1 protein-coding gene is annotated in these 26,427 nt (G+C 71.7%); it reads right to left on the bottom strand.

Features of this window, described 5'->3' with window-relative positions; translation table 11 throughout:
- Positions 1 to 36: 36 nt before the first annotated feature.
- Complete coding sequence (locus DXZ73_RS36005) at positions 37 to 26,427, bottom strand: type I polyketide synthase (protein WP_116215113.1); 26,391 nt, start codon at positions 26,425 to 26,427, stop codon at positions 37 to 39.

Here is a 26,427-nt window from a genome sequence, read left to right as displayed (position 1 = left end):
GTACCGGGAGTTCCCGGTACGGGCCGCTTCGTCGTGTCAGGACAGGCCGAGCTCGTTGTCGAGGAGGTCGAAGACCTCTTCGTCGGAGGCGGACTCGAAGTCGAAGTCCGCCTCGTCCGGGGACCCGTCAGAGCCGGCTCCCACGGCGGCGTCCCGCAGAGCGCCCCACTTCGTCCTGAGCACCTCCAGGCGGCCCGCGATCTGCTCGTGGACCTCCTCCGTGACATCGAGCCCGCCGAAGGCCTTCTCCAGCCTGTCGAGCTCGCCCAGGAGCGCCTCCGGACCGGAGGCCGACCCGGGCGCGATCAGGGCGTGGAGATACTCGACGAGCTCCACGGGCGTCGGGTAGTCGAAGAGCAGGGTCGCCGGCAGCCGGACCCCGGTGAGGGCGCTCAGCCGGTTGCGGAATTCGACCGCGGTCAGGGAGTCGAAGCCGAGGTCCTGGAAGGCCCGCTCCGGGGCGATCTCCGCGGCACCGTCGTGGCCCAGGACGACCGCGACCTGAGCGCGTACGGCCTCCAGCACGACCTCGTGTCCCTCCGCCGTGGACAGCCCCGCCAGCCGCTGCGCGAAGCCGACCGCGGCCTCGGCTCCCGCACCGGCCGCCGCGGTTCGCCGCCCCGGCGTCCGGATCAGGCCGCGCAGGAGCGGCAGGGGCTCACCCTGTGCCCGCAGGGCCGCGAGGTCCAGACGGACGGGGAGCACCACCGGCTCGGCGGTGCCGAGAGCGGTGTCGAAGAGCGCCACACCCTCCTCGGCCGACAGCTCGGGCATCCCGGAGCGGGCGATCCGCTGAAGGTCGGCCTCCGTGAGAGTGCCGGTCATGCCGCCGTCCTGGGACCAGGGGCCCCATGCCAGCGAGACGGCCGGGAGCCCTCGCGTCCGGCGGTGGTGGGCCAGGGCGTCCAGGAAGGCGTTGCCCGCCGCGTAGTTGGCCTGACCCGCACTGCCGAAAGTACCCGCGACGGAGGAGAAGACGACGAACGCGTCGAGGTCCATGTCCCTGGTCGCCTCGTGGAGGTTCCAGGCCGCGTCCACCTTCGGCCGCAGCACGGCCGCGAGCCGCTCCGGGGTCAGGGAGCCGATGACGCCGTCGTCGAGAACACCGGCGGTGTGCACGACAGAGCCGACGCGATGCCGGGACACGAGATCGGCCACGGCCGCGCTGTCGGTCACGTCGCAGGCTTCCACAACAGCATCCGCGCCATGCCCGGCAAGCTCGGCGACGAGCTCCCGGGCCCCCTCGGCCGCGAGGCCGCTACGGCTGACCAGCAGCAGACTCCGCACCCCACGCTCGACCACCAGGTGCCGGGCCAGAGTCCGGCCCAGACCACCCGTACCACCGGTGATCAAGACCGTGCCGCTCGAGTCCCGGGCGACATCCGCGGCGTCCTGCGTCCGCACGCGGGCGAGACGGGCGGCGAGCACCTGACCGTCACTTAGCAGGAGTTGAGGCTCGTCCGTGGCGAGCGCCTTCGGCAACGCCGTCACATCGGCATCGCCTTCCAGATCCACCAGGACGAAACGCCCCGGATTCTCCGACTGCGCGGAACGCACCAGACCCTGGACGGCGGCGCCGGCGAGGTCGCCGCCGGCCGTCGCGCCACGCGTCACGAACACCAGGCGCGAGTCCGCGAACCGCTCGTCGGCCAGCCACGACTGCACCAGCTCCAACGCCCGGGCGGTGGCGGCGTGGACCGACTCCACCGTTCCGACGGGCCCGGCGGTGGGCGGCAGGAGTACGGCGTCGGGGACGCCGGCCTCGGCCAGGGCGTCCAGGTCCGCATGGGCCTGGAGCGTGAGGGCGTCCAAGACGCCCTCGGCGTCCTTGCCGAGTACGGCGAGCTCCTTGACGGACTCGTCCGTGAGCCGGACGCCGGTCCAGTCGACCTTGAAGAGGGAGTCCCGGTCGCCGGTCCGCAGCTGGTCGGCAGAGATCGGACGCACGACCAGCGAGTCCACCGAGGCAACCGGCGAGCCGGCGGAGTCGACGATCGCGATCGATATCCCACCGTCGACGGTACGGATCCGCACGCGGACGTGCGAGGCGCCGGACGCGTGCAGCGAGACGCCCGTCCAGGAGAACGGAACACCCCCCTCACCGTCTCCCCCGCCGAGCATCGACGCGTGCAACGCGGCGTCGAAGAGTGCCGGGTGCAGACCATAAGCAGCGCCGTCGACGCCCTCGGGAAGCCGGACCTCGGCGTAGATCTCGTCACCGGACTTCCAGACCGCCCGGAGGCCCTGGAATGCCGGGCCGTACATGAACCCGGAATCCGCGAACCGCTCGTAGCAGCCCGTCACATCGAGGGCTTCGGCGTCCCGCGGGGGCCATACGGACGTATCGAAGACCGCTGCCTCGGCTCCTGTGGTGACGGATCCGTCGGCGTGCAGCGTCCACGGTTCCTCGCCCTCACGCGAGTGCACCGCCACCGACCGGCGACCCGAATCGTCCGGCTCACCGACCCACACCTGCACCTGCACACCAGCACCCGAACCCGGCAGCACCAACGGAGCGGCAAGCGTCAGCTCTTCGAGGACATCGCAACCGACCTCATCAGCCGCCCGCAACACCAACTCCACCAACGCCGTACCCGGCACCAGCACAGCCCCCCGCACCACATGATCCACCAGCCACGCATGCGACGACATCGAAAGCCGACCGGTGAACAACAACCCACCGGAACCCGCCAGCTCCACCGCAGCACCCAACAACGGATGCTCCGCCGAACCCAGACCCGCAAACCCCACATCACCCGCACGCACGGCCCCGCCCGACGGCCAGAACCGATCGTGCTGGAACGCATACGTCGGCAGATCCACCTGCCGCGCGCCGGCGCCGGCGAACAACACCGGCCAATCCACCCGCACACCCTGGACATACAGCTGTGCCAGAGATCCGAGTACCGCTGTCTCCTCGTCCCTGTCCCTGCGCAGGGCGGGTACGAGGACGGCGGTTCCCTCGGGCAGTGACTCCTGCGCCATGGCCGACAGGACACCGTCCGGGCCGAGCTCCAGGAACCGCATCACGCCTTCCGCGCCCAGAGCCCGGACACCGTCCGCGAAGCGCACCGCCTCGCGCACATGACGAACCCAGTAATCGGCCGAAGCCAACTGGCCCGACTCGGCAAGCCGGCCCGTCAGATTGGATACCACCGGCACCGCCGGCACGCCGAACGACAGCCCCGCCACGACCGCACGGAACTCCTCCAGCATCGGCTCCATCAACGGCGAATGGAACGCATGCGAGACCCGCAGCCTGCTGGTCTTGCGCCCCTCGCCCTCGAAGCGGGCCCGGATCGCGTCGACAGACGCCTCGACGCCGGAAACCACCACGGACGACGGCCCGTTGACCGCGGCGATCGACACACCGTCGGTCAGGTGCGGCAGCACCTCGTCCTCGGTGGCCCGGATCGCCGCCATCGCACCGCCGGCGGGCAGCGCCTGCATCAGCCGGCCACGAGCCGCCACCAGGGCGCAGGCGTCCGGCAGCGAGAACACACCCGCCACATGCGCGGCCGCGATCTCGCCGACCGAATGCCCGGCCACGAAGTCCGGCCGCACACCCCACGACTCCACCAGCCGGAACAGCGCCACCTCCACCGCGAACAACGCCGCCTGAGCATAGGCGGTCCGGTTCAGCAGCTCCGCGTCGTCACCCCAGACCACGTCCCGCAGGGGACGGTCCAGGTGCTCGTCCAGCCCCGCGCACACCGCATCGAAAGCCCCCGCGAACACCGGGAACCGCGCATACAACTCACGGCCCATGCCGAGCCGCTGCGAACCCTGACCCGAGAAGAGGAATGCCGACTTCCCTTCGGAGACCGAACCCTCGGTCACACCCGGATCGGCCTCACCCACCACAAGCGCCGACAGCGCACGCATCACCGTGTCCCGGTCCGCACCCCACACCACCGCACGATGCGCGAAACTCGACCGGCCCGACACCAACGAGTACGCCACGTCCGTGACCCTCAGCCCGGGCTCGGTGTTCAGGTGCGACAGCAGCCGTGCCGCCTGGGCCCGCAGCCCGGCCGTGGACTTGCCGGACACCACCAGGGGCAGCGGTCCGTCCTTCGCGTCCGCCGGTTCCACGGCCTCGGCCGGCTCCGGCTGCTCCAGGATCACGTGCGCGTTCGTACCGCTGATACCGAACGAGGAGACACCCGCACGACGCGGCCCGTCACCCTCAGGCCAGACGGTCCGCTCGGTCAGCAGCTCCACAGCACCAGCCGACCAGTCGACGTGCGACGACGGCGCATCGACATGCAAGGTGCGCGGAAGCTCACCATGCCGCATCGCCATCACCATCTTGATCACACCGGCGACACCCGCCGCGGCCTGCGCGTGGCCGATGTTGGACTTCACCGAGCCCAGCAGCAACGGCCGTTCCTCGGGCCGGTCCTGGCCGTACGTGGCCAGCAGCGCCTGTGCCTCGATCGGGTCACCCAGCGTCGTACCCGTACCGTGCGCCTCCACCGCATCGACATCCGCCGCCGACAGACCCGCACTCGCCAGCGCCTGCCGGATCACCCGCTGCTGCGACGGACCGTTCGGCGCCGTGAGGCCGTTGGACGCACCGTCCTGGTTCACGGCGCTGCCTCGCACCGTCGCCAGCACCCGATGCCCGTTACGGCGCGCGTCCGACAGCCGCTCCAGCACCAGCATGCCCACGCCCTCACCCCAGCCGACACCGTCGGCGCTGTCGGAGAACGCCTTGCACCGGCCGTCCGCCGACAGCCCCCGCTGCCGCGAGAACTCCACGAACACCGCCGGCGTCGACATCACCGTCACACCACCGGCCAGCGCCAGCGAGCACTCACCCGACCGCAGCGACTGCGCCGCCCAGTGCAGGGCCACCAGCGACGACGAGCACGCCGTGTCCACCGTGACCGCAGGCCCCTCGAAACCGAACGTGTACGACACCCGGCCCGAGGCCACACTGCCCGCGCTGCCACTGCCCTGATAGCCCTCGAACTCGGGCCCGGAGAGGAGCTGGGAGTAGTCGTTGTACATGACACCCGCGAAGACGCCCGTCTGGCTGCCGCGCAGCGACACCGGGTCGATACCGGCCCGCTCCAGCGCCTCCCAGGTCGTCTCCAGCAGCAACCGCTGCTGCGAGTCCGTCGACAGCGCCTCCCGAGGACTCATCCCGAAGAACGCCGGATCGAACTCCGCCGCCTCCGTCAGGAACCCGCCCGCACGGGTGTAGCTCGTCCCCGTGTGCTCGGGGTCGGGGTTGTAGAGGGACTCCACGTCCCAACCGCGCTCGGCCGGGAAGTCCGAGACCGCGTCCACACCCTCCGACACCAGCCGCCACAAGTCCTCAGGCGATGCGACGCCACCCGGATAACGGCAGCTCATCCCGACGATCACCACCGGATCATCGGCGACAACCGCCGACACCCCCACCGGCACGACCACCCCCGTCTCCGCCTCCGCACCGAACATCTCGTCCAGCAGGAAACCGACAAGCGCGTCCGCGGTCGGGTAGTCGAAGACGGCCGTCGCCGGCAACCGGAGTTCGGTCACCGCGCCGAGGCGGTTGCGGAGTTCGACCGCGGTCAGGGAGTCGAAGCCGAGGTCCTGGAAGGCCCGGGTCGGGTCGATCTCCGCGGCTCCGACATGTCCGAGCACCACTGCGATCTGCCCGCGTACGACATCGAGCAGCACCTCGTGCCGGTCCGCCGTGGACAGCCCGGTCAGGCGCTGGGCGATCCCGGAGGCCGCGGTGGTGGAGCCGGCTCGGCGGGTGCGCGTACGGATCAGCCCGCGCAGCAACGGCGAGGGCTCACCCTGCGCACGGAGAGCCGCGAGGTCCAGACGCACGGGGAGTACCGCGGGATCGGCACCGCGCAATGCGGCGTCGAACAGCGTCAGCCCTTGTTCCGCGGTCAGTGGCGGCATCCCGGAGCGGGCGATCCGCTGGAGATCGGCCTCGGTGAGCGTGCCGGTCATGCCACTGTCCTGGGACCACGGGCCCCACCCCAGCGAGACGGCCGGGAGCCCTTGCGTCCGGCGGTGGTGGGCCAGGGCGTCCAGGAAGGCGTTGCCCGCCGCGTAGTTGGCCTGACCCGCACTGCCGAACGTACCCGCCACGGAGGAGAAGACCACGAACGCGTCGAGGTCCATGTCCCTGGTCGCCTCGTGAAGGTTCCACGCCGCGTCCACCTTCGGACGCAACACCGCCGACAACCGCTCCGCCGTCAACGACCCAATCACACCGTCATCAAGAACACCCGCGGTATGCACAACAGCACTGACCGGATGCCGGGACACCAACTCCGCCACAACCTCCCGATCCGCCACATCACACGCCTCGACGACCACATCCGCCCCGCGCTCCGCCAGCTCGGCCACAAGCTCCTCGACGCCCTCGGCGGCCGGACCACTACGGCTGACCAGCAGCAGACTCCGCACACCACGCTCGACCACCAAGTGCCGGGCCAGAATCCGGCCCAGACCACCCGTACCACCGGTGACCAGCACCCTGCCGGACACGTCCCAAGCCACATCGGCAGCGTCCTGTGTCTGCACCCGGGCAAGACGCGCGGCGAAAGCCTGGCCCTCACGGACCAACAGCTGAGGCTCGTCCACGGCAAGCACCTGTGACGGCACGGCCCCGGCGGTGTCGTCCAGGTCCACCAGAACGAAACGCCCCGGACTCTCCGACTGCGCGGAGCGGACCAGACCCCAGACGGCGGCACCCGCGAGATCCGTGCCGTCCACCGCGCCACGCGTCACGAACACCAGACGCGAATCCACGAACCGCTCATCGTCCAGCCACGACTGCACCAGCTCCAACGCCCAGGCTGCCGCAACGTGCACCGACTCCACGGTGTCAGCGGCACCGGTGGGCGGCGCGACCAGTACGGCCTCGGGAATATCACCCTCGGCCAGGGACTCCAGCTCCGCGTAGGTCCGGAACGGCCCGGCGAGTTCGACGCTCTCACCTGTCGGCGAAACGGGAATCCAGTCGAGTGTGAAGAGGGAGTCGCGATCGCCGGTCCGCAAGTCCCCGGCAGAGATCGGACGGACCACCAGCGACTCCACCGAAGCCACCGGCGCACCGGCCGAATCCACCATCGCGACCGATATCCCGCTGTCCAGAGCGCGGATGCGAACCCGCACCTGTGAAGCACCGGACGCGTGCAGGGACACCCCGCCCCACAAGAACGGAACACCCTCCCCGCCCCCGCCCAGCATCGCCGCATGCAGTGCCGCGTCGAACAGGGCCGGATGCAGACCGTAGCCGGCACCGTCGACACCCTCGGGGAGCCGGACCTCCGCGTAGACGTCCTCCCCTGACCTCCAGGCCGCCCGCAGGCCCTGGAACACCGGGCCATATGCGAAACCCGCATCCGCGAACTGCTCGTAGCAGCCGGTCACATCAAGGGATGCAGCGCCCTTGGGTGGCCACACCGACGTATCGAACACGGCCGTTTCAGCACCCGGGGTCACAGCACCGCTCGCATGCAGCGTCCACGGTTCCTCGCCCTCACGCGAGTGCACCGCCACCGACCGACGACCCGAATCGTCCGGCTCACCGACCCACACCTGCACCTGCACACCAGCACCCGAACCCGGCAGCACCAACGGAGCGGCAAGCGTCAGCTCCTCAAGGACATCGCAACCGACCTCATCAGCCGCCCGCAACACCAGCTCCACCAACGCCGTCCCCGGCACCAGCACCGACCCCAGCACCACATGATCTGCAAGCCACGCATGCGACGACATCGAAAGCCGACCGGTGAACAACAACCCACCGGAACCCGCCAGCTCCACCGCAGCACCCAACAACGGATGCTCCGCCGAACCCAGCCCCGCAAACCGCACATCACCAGAACGCCCCACAGACCCCACAGGCCAGAAACGCTCACGCTGGAACGCGTACGTCGGCAGATCCACCCGACGAGCACCACTGCCGGCGAAGACAGCGGCCCAGTCGACCGGCACACCATGGACATGCAGCCGTGCCACAGCAGCGAGCAGCGCCGATTCCTCGGCACGGCCCTTACGCAGCACAGGAGCCAGTACGGCCTCATCGCCCGCGGACTCCACAGCCAGCGCGGAGAGAGCGCCGTCAGGGCCGAGCTCCAAGAATGCGGTAACCCCCTGCTCCCGCAGCGTGCGCACACCGTCGGCGAACCGTACGGCCTCACGAACGTGGCGGACCCAGTACTCCGCGGAGCGCAGTTGTTCCGCGACCGCCGGCTCGCCGGTGACGTTCGAGACGATCGGGATGCTCGGCACACCGAACGACAGCCCCGCAACGACCTCCCGGAAACCGTCGAGCATCGGCTCCATCAACGGCGAGTGGAAGGCGTGCGAGACCCGCAGCCTGCTCGTCTTCCTGCCCTCGCCCTCGAAGTGCTCCCGAATCGCCTCGACAGCGGCCTCGGCACCGGAAACCACCACCGACGATGGTCCGTTGACCGCCGCAATCGACACGTCCCCTGCCAGATAAGGAAGAACCTCCTCCTCGGTGGCCCGGATCGCCGCCATCGCACCGCCGGCGGGCAGCGCCTGCATCAGCCGGCCACGAGCCGCCACCAGAGCACACGCATCCGCCAGCGAGAACACACCCGCCACATGCGCGGCAGCGATCTCACCGACCGAGTGTCCCAGCAGCTGATCCGGGCGGACGCCCCATGACTCCACCAGCCGGAACAGTGCCACCTCGACCGCGAACAGTGCGGCCTGAGCGTAAGCGGTCCGGTTCAGCAGCTCCGCGTCGTCACCCCAGACCACGTCCCGCAACGGGCGGTCCAGGTGCTCGTCCAGCCCCGCGCACACCGCGTCGAAAGCCCCCGCGAACACCGGGAACCGCGCATACAACCCACGCCCCATCCCCAGCCGCTGCGAACCCTGACCCGAGAACAAGAACGCAGACCTGCCCGAACGCGCCACACCCTCCGCCACAACATCCGCATCACCCCGGCCCTCCGCCAAAGCAGACAGAGAACGCAGCAGTTCATCCCGATCCGCCGCCAACACCACCGCACGGTGCTGGAAGACCGAGCGACTCGTCGCCAGCGAGTACGCGACGTCCGTGGCCCTCAGCCCAGGCTCGGTGTTCAGGTGCGACAGCAGCTGGGCCGCCTGGTCCCGCAGAGCCGACTCGCTCCTCCCGGACACCAATGCGGGAACCAACCCACCGGGGACGGCCCGGGCCTCGATTGCAGCCGGCTCCGACTCAGGCTGCTCCAGGATCACGTGCGCGTTCGTACCGCTGATACCGAACGAGGAGACACCCGCACGGCGCGGCCCGTCACCCTCAGGCCAGATCGTCCGCTCGGTCAGCAGCTCCACCGCACCGGCCGACCAGTCGACGTGCGACGACGGCGCATCGACATGCAAGGTGCGCGGAAGCTCACCGCGGTGCATGGCCATGACCATCTTGATCACGCCCGCGACACCCGAGGCCGCCTGTGTGTGGCCGATGTTCGACTTGATCGAGCCCAGCAGCAACGGGCGGTCCTCGGGCCGGTGCCGACCGTACGTGGCGAGCAGGGCCTGTGCCTCGATCGGGTCACCCAGCGTCGTGCCGGTGCCGTGGGCCTCCACGACGTCGACGTCCGCCGCGGACAGCCCGCCGCTCGCCAGCGCCTGCCGGATCACCCGCTGCTGCGACGGACCGTTCGGCGCCGTGAGGCCGTTGGACGCGCCATCCTGGTTCACGGCGGAACCACGTACCACGGCCAGCACCTTGTGCCCGTTGCGCCGGGCGTCGGACAGCCGCTCCAGCACCAGCATGCCGGCGCCTTCGGACCAGCCGACACCGTCGGCGCTGTCGGAGAACGCCTTGCAGCGCCCGTCCGGTGAGAGCCCGCCCTGCCGGGAGAACTCCACGAACGTCAGCGGGGTCGCCATCACCGTCACGCCTCCGACGAGGGCGAGAGAGCTCTCGCCCGACCGCAGTGACTGCGCCGCCAGGTGCAGGGCCACCAGCGACGACGAGCACGCCGTGTCCACCGTGACCGCAGGCCCCTCGAAACCGAACGTGTACGACACCCGGCCCGAGGCCACACTGCCCGCGCTGCCACTGCCCTGGTACCCCTCGAACTCGCGCCCGGTGAGGAGCTGGGAGTAGTCGTGGTACATCACGCCGGCGAAGACGCCGGTCCGGCTGCCGCGCAGCGTCGTCGGGTCGATGCCCGCCCGCTCGATCGCCTCCCAGGTCGTCTCCAGCAGCAACCGCTGCTGGGCGTCGGTGGTCAGGGCCTCCCGGGGGCTCATCCCGAAGAAGCCGGGGTCGAACTCCCCCGCGTCATGGAGGAATCCGCCGGAGCGGGTGGCGATGGCGCCCTCGCGGTCGGGGTCGTAGGTGTCCGCGATCTCCCAGCCTCGATCGACCGGGAAGCCGGAGACGGCGTCCACGCCGTCGGACACCAGCTGCCAGAGGTCCTCGGGCGAAGTGACGCCGCCGGGGAAGCGGCAGCTCATGCCGACGATGACGACCGGGTCGTCCGTCAGGGACGGAAGCGCTGCCACCGGGATCTGCTCCGCCTCGTCGGCGTCGAACAGCTCGTCGAGGAGGTGGCCTGCCAGGGCGTCGGCCGTCGGGTAGTCGAACACGACCGTCGCCGACAGTCGCAGACCGGTGGCCTTGCCCAGTCCGTTGCGGAGTTCGATCGCGGTCAGGGAGTCGAAGCCGAGATCCTGGAAGGCCCGGGTCGGGTCGATCGTGTCCGGGCGGGCGTGGTCCAGAACCGCCGCGACCCGGTCGCGCACCAGGTCGAGCAGTGCCGCCCGCCGCTCGTTCCCGGAGAGTCCGGCCAGACGCCGCACGAGACCGGCCGCCGTGGCCGAACCGCCCACAGCCGTGCGCCGGTTACGCGTCCGGATGAGGCTGCGCAGGAGTGGCAGGGGTTCGCCCTGTGCCCGCAGGGCGGTGAGGTCCAGGTGGACGGGGAACAACACGGGCTCGTCGGTGCCGAGGGCGGTGTCGAAGAGGGCGAGGCCCTCCTCGACGGTCAGTGGCGGCACCCCGGAGCGGGCGATCCGCTGGAGATCGGCCTCGGTGAGCGTGCCGGTCATGCCACTGTCCTGGGACCAGGGACCCCACGCCAGCGACACCGCGGGGAGCCCTTGCGCCCGGCGGTGACGGGCCAGCGCGTCCAGGAAGGCATTGCCCGCCGCGTAGTTGGCCTGACCAGCGCTGCCGAACGTACCCGCCACGGAGGAGAAGACGACGAACGCGTCCAACTCCTGGTCCTTCGTGGCCTCATGCAGATTCCACGCCGCGTCCACCTTCGGACGCAACACCGCCGACAACCGCTCCGCCGTCAACGACCCGATCACACCGTCATCAAGAACACCCGCGGTATGCACAACAGCACTGACCGGATGCCGGGACACCAACTCCGCCACAGCCTCCCGGTCCGCCACATCGCACGCCTCGACGATCACGTCCGCCCCGTGCTCCGCCAGCTCGGCCACAAGCTCTTCAGCGCCCTCGGCGGCCGGACCACTACGACTGACCAGCAACAGGCTCCGCACACCACGCTCGACCACCAAGTGCCGGGCGAGAACACGACCCAGACCACCCGTACCACCGGTGACCAGCACCCTGCCCGACACATCCCAGGCCACATCGGCCGTGTTCCGGGACTGCGCGCGCACCAGGCGAGCGGCGAGGACCTGGCCCTCGCGCACCAGCAGTTGGGGTTCGTCGGAGGCGAGCGCCTGCGACAGGACCGCCGCATCGGCGTCGCTCTCCAGGTCCGCCAGAACGAAGCGCCCCGGGCTCTCGGACTGCGCCGAGCGCACCAGACCCCACACAGCGGCACCCGCGAGATCCGTGCCGTCCACCGCGCCACGCGTCACGAACACCAGACGCGAATCCACGAACCGCTCATCGCCCAGCCACGACTGCACCGACTCCAATACCCTGGCAGTCACGGCATGTACGGACTCGACGGTGCCGACAGCCTCGACGGCCGGCTCGATCAGCACGGTCCCCGGGACGTCGGCCCCGGTTACGGACTCCAGGTCCGCGTAGGTCCGGAACGGTCCGGCAAGTTCGACGCTCTCGCCCGTCGGCGAAACGGGGATCCAGTCGAGCGCGAAGAAGGAGTCGCGGTCGCCGGTCCGTACGTCCCCGGCAGAGATCGGACGGACCACCAGCGACTCCACCGAAGCCACCGGCGCACCGGCCGAATCCACCACCGCGATCGACATTCCGCTGTCGAGAGCGCGGATGCGCACCCGCACCTGTGAAGCACCGGACGCGTGCAGGGACACCCCGCCCCACGAGAACGGAACACCCTCCCCGCCCCCGCCCAGCATCGCCGCATGCAGTGCCGCGTCGAACAGGGCCGGATGCAGACCGTAGCCAGCACCGTCGACACCCTCAGGAAGACCGACCTCGGCATAGACGTCCTCACCGAGCCTCCAGGCCGCCTGGAGGCCCTGGAACACCGGACCATACGCGAAACCCGCGTCCACGAACTGCTCATAGCAGCCCGTCACATCAAGGTATGCAGCACCCGCAGGCGGCCACACCGACGTATCGAACACGGCTGCTTCAGCACCGTTGCCCAGCGCACCGCTCGCGTGCAGGATCCACGGTTCCTCGCCCTCACGCGAGTGCACCGCCACCGACCGGCGACCCGAATCGTCCGGCTCACCGACCCACACCTGCACCTGCACACCAGCACCCGAACCCGGCAGCACCAACGGCGCAGCAAGCGTCAGCTCTTCGAGGACATCGCAACCGACCTCATCAGCCGCCCGCAACACCAGCTCCACCAACGCCGTCCCCGGCACCAGCACAGCCCCACGCACCACATGGTCTGCAAGCCACGCATGCGACACGGACGACAGTCGGCCCGTGAACAACAACCCACCGGAACCGGCAAGCTCCACCGCAGCACCCAACAACGGATGCCCCGCCGAACCCAGGCCCGCAAACCCCACATCACCGGAACGCGCCACCCCGCCCGACGGCCAGAACCGCTCACGCTGGAACGCATACGTCGGCAGATCCACCCGCCGGGGCTCGGTCCCGGCGAACAACGCCTCCCAGTCCACCCTCACGCCCTGGACGTGCAACTGCGCCAGAGCCGCGAGAACCGTCCTCTCCTCCGGACGGTCCTTGCGCAGCGCGGGAACGAGCACGGTCTCGTCCGGCAGCGACTCCCCGGCCATGGCCGACAGCGTGCCGTCCGGGCCCAGCTCCAGGAACCGCGTCACACCCTCCGCCTGCAGAGCCCGTATCCCGTCGGCGAAGCGCACCGCCTCACGGACATGAGCCACCCAGTAATCGGCCGAGCACAGCTGCCCGGGCTCGGCGAGCCGTCCGGTCAGATTGGACACCACCGGCACCGACGGCACACCGAACGACAGCCCTGCAACGACCTCCCGGAAGCCGTCGAGCATCGGTTCCATCAACGGCGAGTGGAAGGCATGCGAGACCCGCAGCCTGCTCGTCTTCCTGCCCTCGCCCTCGAAGCGCTCCCGGACCGCCTCGACAGCGGCCTCGGCACCGGAAACCACCACCGACGACGGACCGTTGACCGCCGCGATCGACACATCCCCGGCCAGATAAGGAAGAACCTCCTCCTCCGTCGCCTGGACAGCCACCATCGCACCACCGGCAGGCAGCGCCTGCATCAACCGCCCACGAGCCGCCACCAGAACACACGCATCCGCCAACGAGAACACACCCGCCACATGCGCGGCCGCGACCTCACCAATGGAATGCCCGGCGACAAAGTCCGGACGGACGCCCCACGACTCCACCAGCCGGAACAGCGCCACCTCCACCGCGAACAACGCCGCCTGGGCAAACACGGTCCGGTTCAACAACTCCGCGTCGTCACCCCAGACCACGTCCCGCAACGGACGGTCCAAGTGCTCGTCCAGCCCCGCGCACACCGCGTCGAAGGCTTCCGCGAACACCGTGAACCGGGCATACAACCCACGCCCCATCCCCAGCCGCTGCGAACCCTGACCCGAGAACAAGAACGCAGACCTACCCGAACGCGCCACACCCTCCGCCACAACGTCCGCATCACCCCGGCCCTCCGCCAGAGCAGACAGAGAACGCAGCAGACCATCCCGGTCCGCCGCCAACACCACCGCACGGTGCTGGAACTCCGCACGGCCCGTCGCCAGCGAGTACGCGACGTCCACAAGCCGCGAGTCGGACTCACGGTTCAGGTGGGACAGCAGCCGGGCCGCCTGGTCCCGCAGAGCCGACTCGCTCCTCCCGGACACCAACGCGGGAACCAACCCACCGGAGACGGCCCGAGCCTCGATTGCAGCCGGCTCCGACTCAGGCTGCTCCAGGATCACGTGCGCGTTCGTACCACTGATACCGAACGAGGAAACGCCCGCACGACGGCGCTCGGACGTCGGCCACTCGACCGGCTCGGTGAGCAGCTCGACGGCGCCGGCGCTCCAGTCGACGTGGGTCGACCGGGCGTCGATGTGCAGCGTCTTCGGCAGGACGCCGTGGCGCATCGCCATGACCATCTTGATCACACCGGCGACACCCGCCGCGGCCTGCGCGTGGCCGATGTTGGACTTCACCGAGCCCAGCAGCAACGGCCGGTCCTCGGACCGGTCCTGACCGTACGTGGCCAACAGCGCCTGTGCCTCGATCGGGTCACCCAGTGTCGTACCCGTACCGTGCGCCTCCACCGCGTCGACATCCGCCGCGGACAGTCCGCCACTGGCCAGCGCCTGCCGGATCACCCGCTGCTGGGACGGACCGTTCGGCGCCGTGAGGCCGTTGGACGCACCGTCCTGGTTCACGGCGGAACCACGTACCACAGCCAGCACCTTGTGCCCGTTGCGCCGGGCGTCGGACAGCCGTTCCAGCACCAGCATGCCCACGCCCTCACCCCAGCCGACACCGTCGGCACTGTCGGAGAACGCCTTGCACCGGCCGTCCGCCGACAGCCCCCGCTGCCGCGAGAACTCCACGAACGGCGTCGGCGTCGACATCACCGTCACACCACCGGCCAGCGCCAGCGAGCACTCGCCGGAGCGCAGCGACTGCGCCGCCCAGTGCAGGGCCACCAGCGACGACGAGCACGCCGTATCGACCGTGACCGCAGGCCCCTCGAAACCGAAGGTGTACGACACCCGGCCGGACGCGATGCTGGCCGCGCTGCCGTTGCCCCGGTAGCCCTCGAACTGGTCGCCGACCAAGAGGTCGCTGTAGTCGGCGTAGATCACGCCGGCGAAGACGCCCGTCCGGCTGCCGCGCAGCGTCGTCGGGTCGATGCCCGCCCGCTCGATCGCCTCCCAGGTCGTCTCCAGCAGCAACCGCTGCTGCGAGTCCGTCGCCAGTGCCTCCCGAGGGCTCATCCCGAAGAACGCCGGGTCGAAGTCCCCCGCCTCGTGCAGGAATCCGCCGGTGCGGGTGTACGAGGTGCCGAGCACCTCGGGGTCGGGGTTGTAGAGGGACTCCACGTCCCAACCGCGTTCGGCCGGGAAGTCCGAGACCGCGTCCACACCCTCCGACACCAGCCGCCACAGATCCTCGGGCGACTCGACGCCACCCGGATAACGGCAGCTCATCCCGACGATCACCACCGGATCATCGGCGACAACCGCCGACACCCCCGCCGGTACAACCACCCCCGTCTCCGCCTCCGCACCGAACATCTCGTCCAGCAGGAACCCCACGATCGCGTCCGCGGTCGGGTAGTCGAAGACGGCGGTGGCCGAAAGTCGCAGGCCTGTCGCCTTGTTGAGGCGGTTGCGGAGTTCTACCGCGGTCAGGGAGTCGAAGCCGAGATCCTGGAAGGCCCGGGTCGAGTCGACCGTCTCCGGGCTCGCGTGGCCCAGGACGCCCGCGATCTGGGCGCGCACCAGGTCCAGCAGCACCTCGCGCCGTTCCACCGCGCCCAGCCCGGACAGGCGTCCCACCAGGCCGGCCACCGCAGCCGAGCCGGCGACCGCCGAGCGCCGAGCGCGCGTGCGCACCAGTCCGCGCATCAACGGCGGTACGTCTCCCCGTTCCCGCAGTACGGCCAGGTCGAGGCGCACGGGGAGGACGAGTGCCTCGTCGGTGCCCAGCGCGGCGTCGAAGAGTGCGACGCCCTCCGCGGGGGCGAGTTCGGGCATGCCCGAGCGGGCGATCCGCTGGAGGTCGACGTCCGACAGCGTGCCGGTCATGCCACCGCTCTGGGCCCAGGGGCCCCACGCGAGCGACGTGGCCGCGAGGCCCTGTGCGTGGCGGTGGTGGGCCAGGGCGTCGAGGAAGACGTTGCCCGCCGCGTAGTTGCCCTGCCCCGGAGTGCCCATCACGCCGGAAACGGACGAGAACAGCACGAACGCGGCCAGGTCGAGACCCTCGGTCGCCTCGTGCAGATACCAGGCCGCGTCCACCTTCGGACGCAGCACACCCGACAACCGCTCGGCGGTCAACGACGTGACAATGCCGTCGTCGAGCACACCGGCCGTGTGAATGACAGCCGTCAGCGGGTGCCCGGACGGCACCCCCGCCACCAGTCCGGCAACCGCGTCCCGGTCGGCCACGTCGCACGCCACAACGGTGACTTCGGCGCCGTGCTCCGCCAGCTCGGCCCGCAGCTCGGCCGCTCCCGGCGCGTCCACCCCGCTGCGACTCGCCAGCAGCAGGTGCTTCACGCCCCGCTCCGCCACCAGATGACGGGCCAGCTCACGGCCCAGGCCGCCCGTACCACCTGTGATCAGCACCGTGCCGTCCGGATCCCAGGCACGCGGCATGGTCAGGACGATCTTGCCGATGTGCCGGGCCCGGCTCATGTACCGGAACGCCTCGTCCGCACGCCGCACGTCCCACGTCGCGACCGGCAGCGTCCGCAGCGCTCCCGCGGCGAACAGCTCCAGCAACTCGCACAGCATCTCCTGGTTCCGCTCCAGGCTGGCCTCCGCGAGGTCGAAGGCGCGGTAGCGCACTCCGGCGGCCAGCTCCGGATCGCGGATATCGGTCTTGCCCATCTCCAGGAACCGGCCGCCGGGGACCGTCAACCGCATCGAGGCGTCCACGAATTCACCGGCGAGGGCGTTGAGCACCACGTCCACGCCGCGGCCGCCCGTGACCTCCAGGAACCGCTGCTCGAAATCGGTGGTACGCGACGACGCGATGTGATCGTCCGCGACCCCCAGCCCGCGCAAGGTGTCCCACTTGCCCTCACTGGCCGTGGCGAACACCTCGGCACCGAGGTGACGGGCCAGCTGGATCGCCGCCATACCGACACCACCGGCACCGGCGTGCACAAGGATCTTTTCGCCGGGCTTCAGATCCGCGAGGTCCTTCAACGCGTAGAGGGCGGTGAGGAAGACCACCGGCACCGACGCGGCCCTCGCGAACGACCAGTCCTCCGGAATCCTGACCAGGAGCCGCTCGTCGCACACGGCCACCGGGCCGAAGCCGCCGAGCACCTTGCCCATCACGCGGTCGCCGGGGCGCAGCCCGCTCACCCCGGGCCCGGTCGCGGTCACCACACCGGCGCCCTCGGCACCGAGCAGGCCGGCCTCGCCCGGATACATGCCCAGCGCGTTGAGCACATCACGGAAGTTCACACCCGCCGCCCGGACGTCGATCCGGACCTGCCCCGGCCCGAGCGGTTCCAGCACCTCCGGGCACGGCGCGAGCAGCAGATCGTCGAGGCTGCCCTTGGCCCCCGTGTCCAGCCGCCACGGCGCCGCGGCGGGCGGCAGCAGCCCCGCACCACTGGCCAGGGAGGCCAGCCGCCCCACCCGGACGGTGCCCTCGCGCACCACGAATCCGTCGTCCCCGGTGGCCGACAGACCCGGCAGGACCGGGAGCACGGCCTCGATGTCCCCGTCCTCGGTGTCCACCAGAACGAACCGGCCCGGGTTCTCCGACTGCGCCGACCGCACCAGGCCCCACACCGCGGCGCCGGCCAGATCCCGTACGGTCTCGCCCCCGCCGGCCGAAACGGCACCACAGGTGACGAACACCAGGCGCGAGTCCGTGAACCGCTCGTCGGCCAGCCATGACTGCACCGACTCCAGCACCTGTGCGGTCATGGCGTGTACGGACTCGACCGTGCCGCCGGAGCCGGCGCCCACCGGCACCAGCACCGTGTCCGGCACCTGGCCGGAACGGAGCAGGGCCTCCAGGTCCGGGTAGTCGACGGACGACGGGCCGGCGAGGGAGCCGATGGTCGCCACGGACTCCACGGCTTCGGCCGGGGGCATGCGCACGGGGGTCCACTGGACGCGGAAGAGGGCATCGCTTCCGGCCGGGCCCGTACCGGCGCTCAACTGGTCGGCGGCGACCGCCCTCAGGTCCAGGGTCCCGATGGAGGCGACCGGCTCGCCCTCGGCGTCGGCGACGTCGACGGACAGCGTGTTGCCGCCGTGCCGGACGACCCGGACCCGTACGGCCGAGGCGCCGGAGGCGTGCAGCGAGACGCCCTCCCAGGAGAAGGGGATGACGCCCCGGTCCACTCCGTTGAAGGCGCAGACGTGCAGGGCCGCGTCGAGCAGGGCCGGGTGCAGGCCGTACGCGGACGCGTCGCCCGCGGCGGCTTCGGGCAGGGCGACCTCGGCGAACACCTCGTCGCCTCGGCGCCACGCGGTCCGCAGGCCCTGGAAGTGCGGTCCGTAGTCGAGTCCGCTCTCGGCCAGGTCCGGGTAGAGGCCGGTCAGGTCGACGGGCTCGGCGCCGGCGGGCGGCCAGGGCTCCGCGTGGAAGTCGTGGCCGGGGGCGGCCGGCCGCTCCCCCGTCGCGAGTACGCCGGTGGCGTGCCGGACCCAGGGCCGGTCGCCGTCGCCCTCCGGTCGGGAGTGGACGCTCAGGGCGCGGCCGCCGGACTCGTCGGCGGAGCCGACGTGCATCTGCAGCTGCACTCCGCCGTGCTCGGGCAGCACGAGCGGGGCGCCCAGGGTCAGTTCGTCGATCCGGTCGCAGCCCATTCCGTCGGCCGCGCGGACGGCGAGTTCGACGAATGCCGTTCCCGGCAGCAGGACCGAGCCCATCACCACGTGGTCGGCCAGCCACGGGTGGGACCGGAGGGACAGCCGTGTGGTGAACAGCAGGCCATCGCTGTCGGACAGTTCCACGGCGGCGCTCAGCAGCGGGTGCCCGGCCTCTTCGAGGCCGGCGGCGCCGATGTCGCCGGTGCCGGTGAGGCCGGGGGTGGGCCAGAACCGCTGGTGCTGGAAGGCGTACGTCGGCAGGTCGGCGGCGCGCGCGTCCGTGCCGGCGAAGAGCGCGGCCCAGTCGATTTCGGCACCCTGGACGTGCAGCTGTGCCAGGGCCGCGAGGAGCGTCGTCTCCTCCGGACGGTCCTTGCGCAGCGCGGGGACGAGCACGGTCTCGTCCGGCAGCGACTCGCGGGCCATGGCCGACAGCGTGCCGTCCGGGCCCAGCTCCAGGAACCGCGTCACGCCCTCCGCGTGCAGGGCGCGTATGCCGTCGGCGAACCGCACGGCCTCACGGACATGGGTCACCCAGTACGCCGGGGTGCACAGCTGGTCCTGCGCGGCCGGGCCGCCGGTCACGTTCGAGACGACGGTGAGTTCCGGCACGCCGTAGGCCAGGTTCTCGGCGACCGCACGGAATTCGGCCAGCATCGGCTCCATCAACGGCGAGTGGAAGGCGTGCGAGACCCGCAGCCTGCTCGTCTTCCTGCCCTCGCCCTCGAAGTGCTCCCGGACCGCCTCGACAGCGGCCTCGGCACCGGAAACCACCACCGACGACGGGCCGTTGACCGCCGCGATCGACACGTCCCCGGTCAGATGCGGCAGGACCTCCTCCTCGGTGGCCCGGATCGCCGCCATCGCACCGCCGGCGGGCAGCGCCTGCATCAGCCGGCCACGAGCCGCCACCAGAGCACACGCATCCGCCAGCGAGAACACACCCGCCACATGCGCGGCCGCGATCTCACCGACCGAATGCCCGGCCACGAAGTCCGGCCGCACGCCCCGCGACTCCACCAGCCGGAACAGCGCCACCTCCACCGCGAACAACGCCGCCTGGGCGTAGGCGGTCCGGTTCAGCAGCTCCGCGTCGTCACCCCAGACCACGTCCCGCAACGGGCGGTCCAGGTGCTCGTCCAGCCCCGCGCACACCGCGTCGAAAGCCTCCGCGAACACCGGGAACCGCGCATACAGTTCACGGCCCATGCCGAGCCGCTGCGAACCCTGACCCGAGAAGAGCACGGCGTCCTTGCCCGCGTCCGCGGCGCCGGTGGTCAGGGCGGTGTCGGCCGTGTCCTCGGCCAGCGCGGTCAGGGCGCGTACCGCGGCGTCGCGGCTCTCGGCGTGGACGACCGCGCGGTGCGTGAAGGCCATGCGCGTCGCGAGCGTGTACGCGACGTCCACGAGCCGCGCGTCGGACCCACCGTCGAGGTGGGACAGCAGCCGGGCCGCCTGGGCGCGCAGAGCCGACTCGCTCCTCCCGGACACCAGCAGCGGCGCCGGGGTCCCGGGTGTGGAGGCCGGTGCCTCGGGCTCCGCCTCCTCCGACTGCTCCGCCTCCTCCAGGATCACGTGCGCGTTGGTACCGCTGATCCCGAACGCGGAGACAGCGGCCCGCCTCGGCCGGTCCGTCCCGGTCCAGTCCACCGGCTCGGTGAGCAGTTCGACCGCGCCGGTGGTCCAGTCGACGTGCGGGGTGGGCTCGTCGACGTGCAGGGTCCGCGGCAGCACACCGTGCCGCATCGCCAGGACCATCTTCATCACACCGGCCGCACCGGCGGCGGCCTGGGTGTGCCCGAGGTTGGACTTCACCGTGCCCAGCCGCAGCGGGCGGTCCTCGGGGCGGTCCTGGCCATAGGTGGCGAGCAGGGCCTGGGCCTCGATCGGGTCGCCCAGGGTCGTGCCCGTACCGTGCGCCTCGACGGCGTCGACGTCGGACGCCGCCACACCGGCGTTGGCGAGGGCCTGGCGGATGACACGTTGCTGGGAGGGGCCGTTGGGCGCGCTCAGGCCGTTCGAGGCGCCGTCCTGGTTGACGGCGGAGCCGCGCACGACCGCGAGCACCTGGTGGCCGTTGCGCCGGGCGTCCGACAGCCGCTCCACGAGCAGCAGTCCGACGCCTTCGCTCCATCCGGTGCCGTCGGCGGCCGCCGCGAACGGCTTGCAGCGACCGTCGGGGGCCAGCCCGCGCTGCCGGGAGAACTCCACGAACGGCGTCGGCGTCGCCATCACCGTCACACCGCCGGCCAGCGCCAGCGAGCACTCGCCGGAGCGCAGCGACTGCACCGCCATGTGCAGTGCCACCAGCGACGACGAGCAGGCCGTGTCCACCGTGACCGCGGGGCCTTCGAAGCCGAACGTGTACGACACCCGGCCGGAGACCACGCTCATCGAGTTGCCGATGAGCGCGTGGCCGGCGACCTCGTCCTGCGCCGCGTCCAGCACCACGCGGTAGTCCTGTGTGTTGGTGCCCGCGAAGACACCGGTGCTGCTGCCCCGCAGGGACTCAGGGGCGATGCCGGCCCGTTCGAGGACCTCCCAGCCGGTCTCCAGCAGCAGCCGTTGCTGCGGGTCCATGGCCAGGGCCTCGCGCGGCGAGATGCCGAAGAAGTCCGCGTCGAAGCCGGCCACGTCGTCGAGGAAGCCGCCCCCGCGGGCGTAGGTCGTGCCCTGGTGGTCGGGGTCGGGGTGGTAGAGCCGGCCGAGGTCCCAGCCGCGGTCGTCGGGGAGGCCGGAGATGACGTCCCCGCCCTCGGCCAGCAGCCGCCAGAGGGCCTCCGGCGAGTTCACCCCGCCGGGGAAGCGGCAGGCCATGCCCACGATCGCGACCGGCTCGTCGAGGGCGGCGGCCGTCCGTTCCACGACGGCTCCGGGCCCGGCCGTGCCCAGGGCCTCGGATCGCAGGTACCCGGCGACCGCGGTGGGGGTGGGGTGGTCGAACAGCAGGGTCGCGGGCAGCGGCAGGCCCGTCGCGGCGGACAGGCGGTTGCGCAGCTCGACGGCCATCAGCGAGTCGAAGCCCAGTACGCGGAAGGCCCGTTGGGCGTCGACGGTGTCCGGCGAGGCGTGTCCGAGTACCTTCGCGGCCTCTTCCCGGACCACGCGCAGCAGGGCCCGCTCCTGCTCGGCGGCGGGCAGTGCGCCGATGCGGTCGTGCAGCGGGGAGCGGTCCTCGCGCGGGCCGTCGGCGGCGGCGAGGGCGCGGCGCGCCTCGGGCAGGTCGGCGAGGAGGGGGCTGGGGCGGACGGCGGTCAGGGCGGGGGCGTACGCCGTCCAGTCCACGTCGGCCACCGTCAGGTTCGCCGCGCCCTGGGCCAGGGCCTGGCGGAGGGCGGCGAGTGCGGGGGCCGCGGCCATGAGGAGCAGCCCGTCGCGGCTCGCCCGGTCGGCCAGGTCGCGGTCCGTCGCCATGCCGAGGTCCGCCCAGGGGCCCCAGGCCACCGAGGTGGCCGGCAGCCCTTGCCCGTGCCGGTGTTCGGCGAGGGCGTCGAGGAAGGCGTTGGCCGCGGCGTAGTTGGCCTGGCCGGCCTGGCCCACGGAGCCCGAGACCGAGGAGAACATCACGAACATCTCCAGGTCGAGGTCCCGGGTGAGCTCGTGCAGGTGCAGGGCGGCGGTGGTCTTGGGGCGCAGTACGGTCTCGAAGCGTTCGGGGGTGAGCGCTTCCAGCATGCCCGCGTCCAGGACACCGGCGGCGTGCACGACGCCGGTCAGGGGCAGGTCCGCCGGGATGTCCGCGAGGACGGCCGCCAGGGCGTCGCGGTCGGCGGTGTCGCAGGCGGCCACGGTGACCCGGACGCCCCGTGCGGTGAGTTCGGCCGCGAGCTCCTGGGCGCCGGGGGCCTGCGGGCCGCGGCGGCTGGTGAGCACCAGGTGCTGTGCCCCGGCGTCGGCGAGCCAGAGCGCGACCTGTCCGCCGAGCCCGCCGGTGCCTCCGGTGACCAGGATCGTGCCGTGTGTGGTCCAGTCGGCGCCGGTGTCGCCGCCGGGCGCGATCCGTGCCAGGCGGCGGGCGAAGGTCCCGGCGGGTCGGATCGCGACCTGGTCCTCGCGGGCGGCGAGCACGCCCAGGAGCCCGGAGACGGCCCGTGTGTCCAGGGTCTCGGGGAGGTCGACGAGCCCGCCCCAGAGCTGCGGGTGCTCCAGCGCGATCACGCGTCCGAGGCCCCAGGTGTGTGCCTGCACGGGGTTGGTGAGCACGTCGCGGTGGTCGACGGCCACGGCGCCGCGGGTCACGCACCACAGCGGGGCCCGGATGCCGGAGGTCTCCAGTGCGCGCAGCAGGGCGGTGGTGGCGGCCAGGCCGCGCGGCACGGAGGTCAGGCGGGGGTGCGGCCGTTCGTCGAGGGCCAGCAGGGAGAGCACGCCGTCGAAGGGGCCGTCGGGCCAGGTGATGGGCTCGCTCTGCTCGTCGGTTTCGGGCAGCACGAGCAGTTCGGTGCGCAGGCCCTGGTCGCGCAGGGTGTCGAGGAGCCGGGTGGTCCACGGGTCGGCGGCGGCGTGCTCGGGCAGCGCGACGAGCCAGTTCCCGGTGGCGGTGAAGCCGGTGGGGGCGGTGAGGGGGGTCCAGTGCGCCCGGTAGCTCCAGCTGTCGGTCACCGCCTGCGTCCTGCGCTGCCTGCGCCATGCCGAGAGCGTGGGCAGGAGGCTGCCGAGCGAGTCGGCCTCGGTGCCGTCGATGGCCAGGACGGCCGACAGCCCTTCCAGGTCCTCGCGTTCGACGGCTTCCCAGAATCCGGCGTCGCCGGCCTCGGTGGCGGCCGGTCCTCCGGCGGCCGACCCGGTCCCGTCCAGCCAGTACCACTGGCGCTGGAAGGCGTAGGTCGGCAGTTCGACGCGGGCGGCGCCGAACGTGCCGAGGCAGGCGGGCCAGTCGACGCGGGCGCCGTGCACGGAGGCGGTGGCGACGCCCTCGGCGAGGGCGTGCGCCTCGGGGCGGCCGGTGCGCAGGAGGCTGACGAGAACGGGCTGTTCGAGGGTGGTCAGGGAGTCCTGGACCATCGGGGTGAGCACACCGCTGGGGCCGATCTCCACGAACGTGGTGACGCCCTGGACTTCGAGGGTGCGCACGGCGGCGCAGAAGCGGACGCTCTCGCGGACCTGCCGGACCCAGTACTCGGGCGAGCGCAGTTCCTCGGCGGTGGCGAGCTCGCCGGTCACCGTGGACACCACGGGGATGCGGGGGGCGTGGAACTCCAGGTCCTCGGCGACGCGCCGGAAGTCCTCCAGCATGCCGTCCATGCGCGGGGAGTGGAAGGCGTGGCTCACCCGCAGCCGCTTGGTGCGGCGCCCCTGTGCCTCCCAGTGGGCGGCGATCAGGGAGACGGCCTCCTCGTCGCCCGAGACGACCGTGGAGTCGGGGCCGTTGACGGCGGCGAGGGAGGCGTGCTCCTCGTGGCCGGCGAGGGAGGCGCGGATCTCCTCCTCGGTGGCCTGGACGGCCACCATGGCGCCGCCTTCGGGCAGCGCCTGCATGAGGGTGCCGCGGGCCGCGACCAGCCGTGCGGCGTCCTGGAGGGAGAGGACGCCGGACACGTGGGCTGCGGTGAGTTCGCCGATGGAGTGGCCGGCGACGAACTGCGGTGTCATGCCCCAGGATTCGACGAGCCGGAACAGCGCGGTCTCCAGGGCGAAGAGCGCGGCCTGGGTGCAGGCGGTCCGGTCGAGCAGGGCGGCTTCGGCCGTGCCCTCCTCGGCGAAGACGACGTCGCGGACGGGCTGTCGCAGGTGCGGGTCGAGCTCGGCGCACACCGCGTCGAAGGCCTTGGCGAACTCGGGGTGGGTGCGGTGCAGTTCGCGTCCCATGCCCAGGCGCTGGGAGCCCTGTCCGGTGAAGAGGAAGGCCAGGGGGGCCTCGGCGGCGGTGCCGGTCACCAGGCCGGCCGCGGTGCGGCCTTCGGCCAGGGCGTCCAGGCCGCCGAGGAACGCCTCGCGGTCCTCGGCGACGACGGCGGCGCGGTGTTCCATGAGGGGCCTGGTGGCCACGAGGGAGTGAGCGACATCGGCCGGTTCGAGGTCGGCGTGGGCGCGGACGTGCCGGCCGAGCCGGGCGGCCTGGGCCCGCAGGGCCTCGTCGGTGCGCGCGGTCAGGATCCAGGGCAGCGCGCCGGGCCTGGCGGCCGGGGCGGGCGCCTGCCCGGTCTCGCCGGGGGGTGCCTGTTCCAGGATGACGTGGGCGTTGGTGCCGCTGATGCCGAAGGAGGAGACGGCCGCGCGGCGCACCCGGTCGGCCTCGGGCCAGGGCTCGGGCCGCGCGAGGAGCCTGGCGTTGCCCTCGCTCCAGTCGACGTGGGCGGTGGGCTCGTCCAGGTGCAGGGTCCCGGGCAGCTCTCCGTGCCGCATCGCCAGGACCATCTTGATGACGCCGGCGATACCGGCCGCCGACTGGGTGTGCCCGATGTTGGACTTCATGGAGCCGATCAGCACGGGCCGGTCCGCGGGCCGCTGCCGGCCGTACGTGGCGAGGAGGGCCTGGGCCTCGATGGGGTCGCCGAGGGCGGTGCCGGTGCCGTGCGCCTCGACTGCGTCGACGTCGGCGGGTACGAGGCCGGCGCCGGCCAGGGCCTGGCGGATGACGCGCTGCTGGGACGGGCCGTTGGGGGCGGCCAGGCCGTTGGAGGCGCCGTCCTGGTTGACGGCCGAGCCCTTGAGCACGGCGAGCACCTGGTGGCCGTTGCGCACAGCGTCGGAGAGCCGCTCGACCAGCACCAGTCCGACGCCTTCGCTCCATCCGGTGCCGTCGGCGGCCGCCGCGAACGGCTTGCAGCGGCCGTCGGGCGCCAGCCCGCGCTGCCGGGAGAACTCCACGAACATGTGCGGGGTGGACATCACGGTCGCGCCGCCCACGAGGGCGAGTTCGCACTCGCCCCGGCGCAGTGACTGCGCCGCCAGGTGCAGGGCGACCAACGACGAGGAGCAGGCCGTGTCCACGGTCAGGGCGGGGCCTTCGAGGCCGAGGACGTAGGAGATCCGGCCGGAGGCGATGCTGATGAGGTTGCCGGTCAGCAGGTGCCCGCCGACCTCGTCCAGCCGTCGGGCGCTCTCCGTGTCGTACCCGCCGTGGCCGGTGCCGACGAACACGCCGGTGCGGCTGCCCGCGAGGGATTCGGGGTCGATGCCGGCCCGTTCGACGGCCTCCCACGCGGTCTCCAGCAGCAGCCGCTGCTGGGGGTCCATGGCGAGGGCCTCGCGCGGGGAGATCCCGAAGAAGCCGGAGTCGAACTCGCCCGCGTCGTGGAGGAATCCGCCCTCGCGGGCGTAGGAGGTGCCCTGGTGTGCCGGGTCGGGGTCGTAGAGCGTGTCGAGGTCCCAGCCGCGGTTCCCGGGGAAGGCGGAGATCGCGTCGACGCCGTCCCGCAGCAGTTCCCAGAGCTCTTCCGGCGAGCGGACACCACCGGGGAAGCGGCAGGCCATGGAGACGATCGCGATGGGCTCGCGCTGCTTCTGCTCCGTCTCACCCAGCTGTTGGCGGGTCTCGTGGAGGTCCGCGATCGCTCGTTTGAGGTACTCGCGCAGCTTCGCCTCGTTCGACAT

Origin of the sequence: Streptoverticillium olivoreticuli subsp. olivoreticuli (assembly GCF_003391135.1) — a bacterium.
In the GTDB taxonomy this organism is placed as follows: domain Bacteria; phylum Actinomycetota; class Actinomycetes; order Streptomycetales; family Streptomycetaceae; genus Streptomyces; species Streptomyces blastmyceticus.
Note: the sequence above shows the minus strand (reverse complement) of the source record. Positions and strands in the feature narration are given on the sequence as shown.

Bases quoted from the DNA above. Each gene is read 5' to 3' on its own strand.
- DXZ73_RS36005 (WP_116215113.1), bottom strand. From the start codon at position 26,427: ATGTCGAACGAGGCGAAGCTGCGCGAGTACCTCAAACGAGCGATCGCG.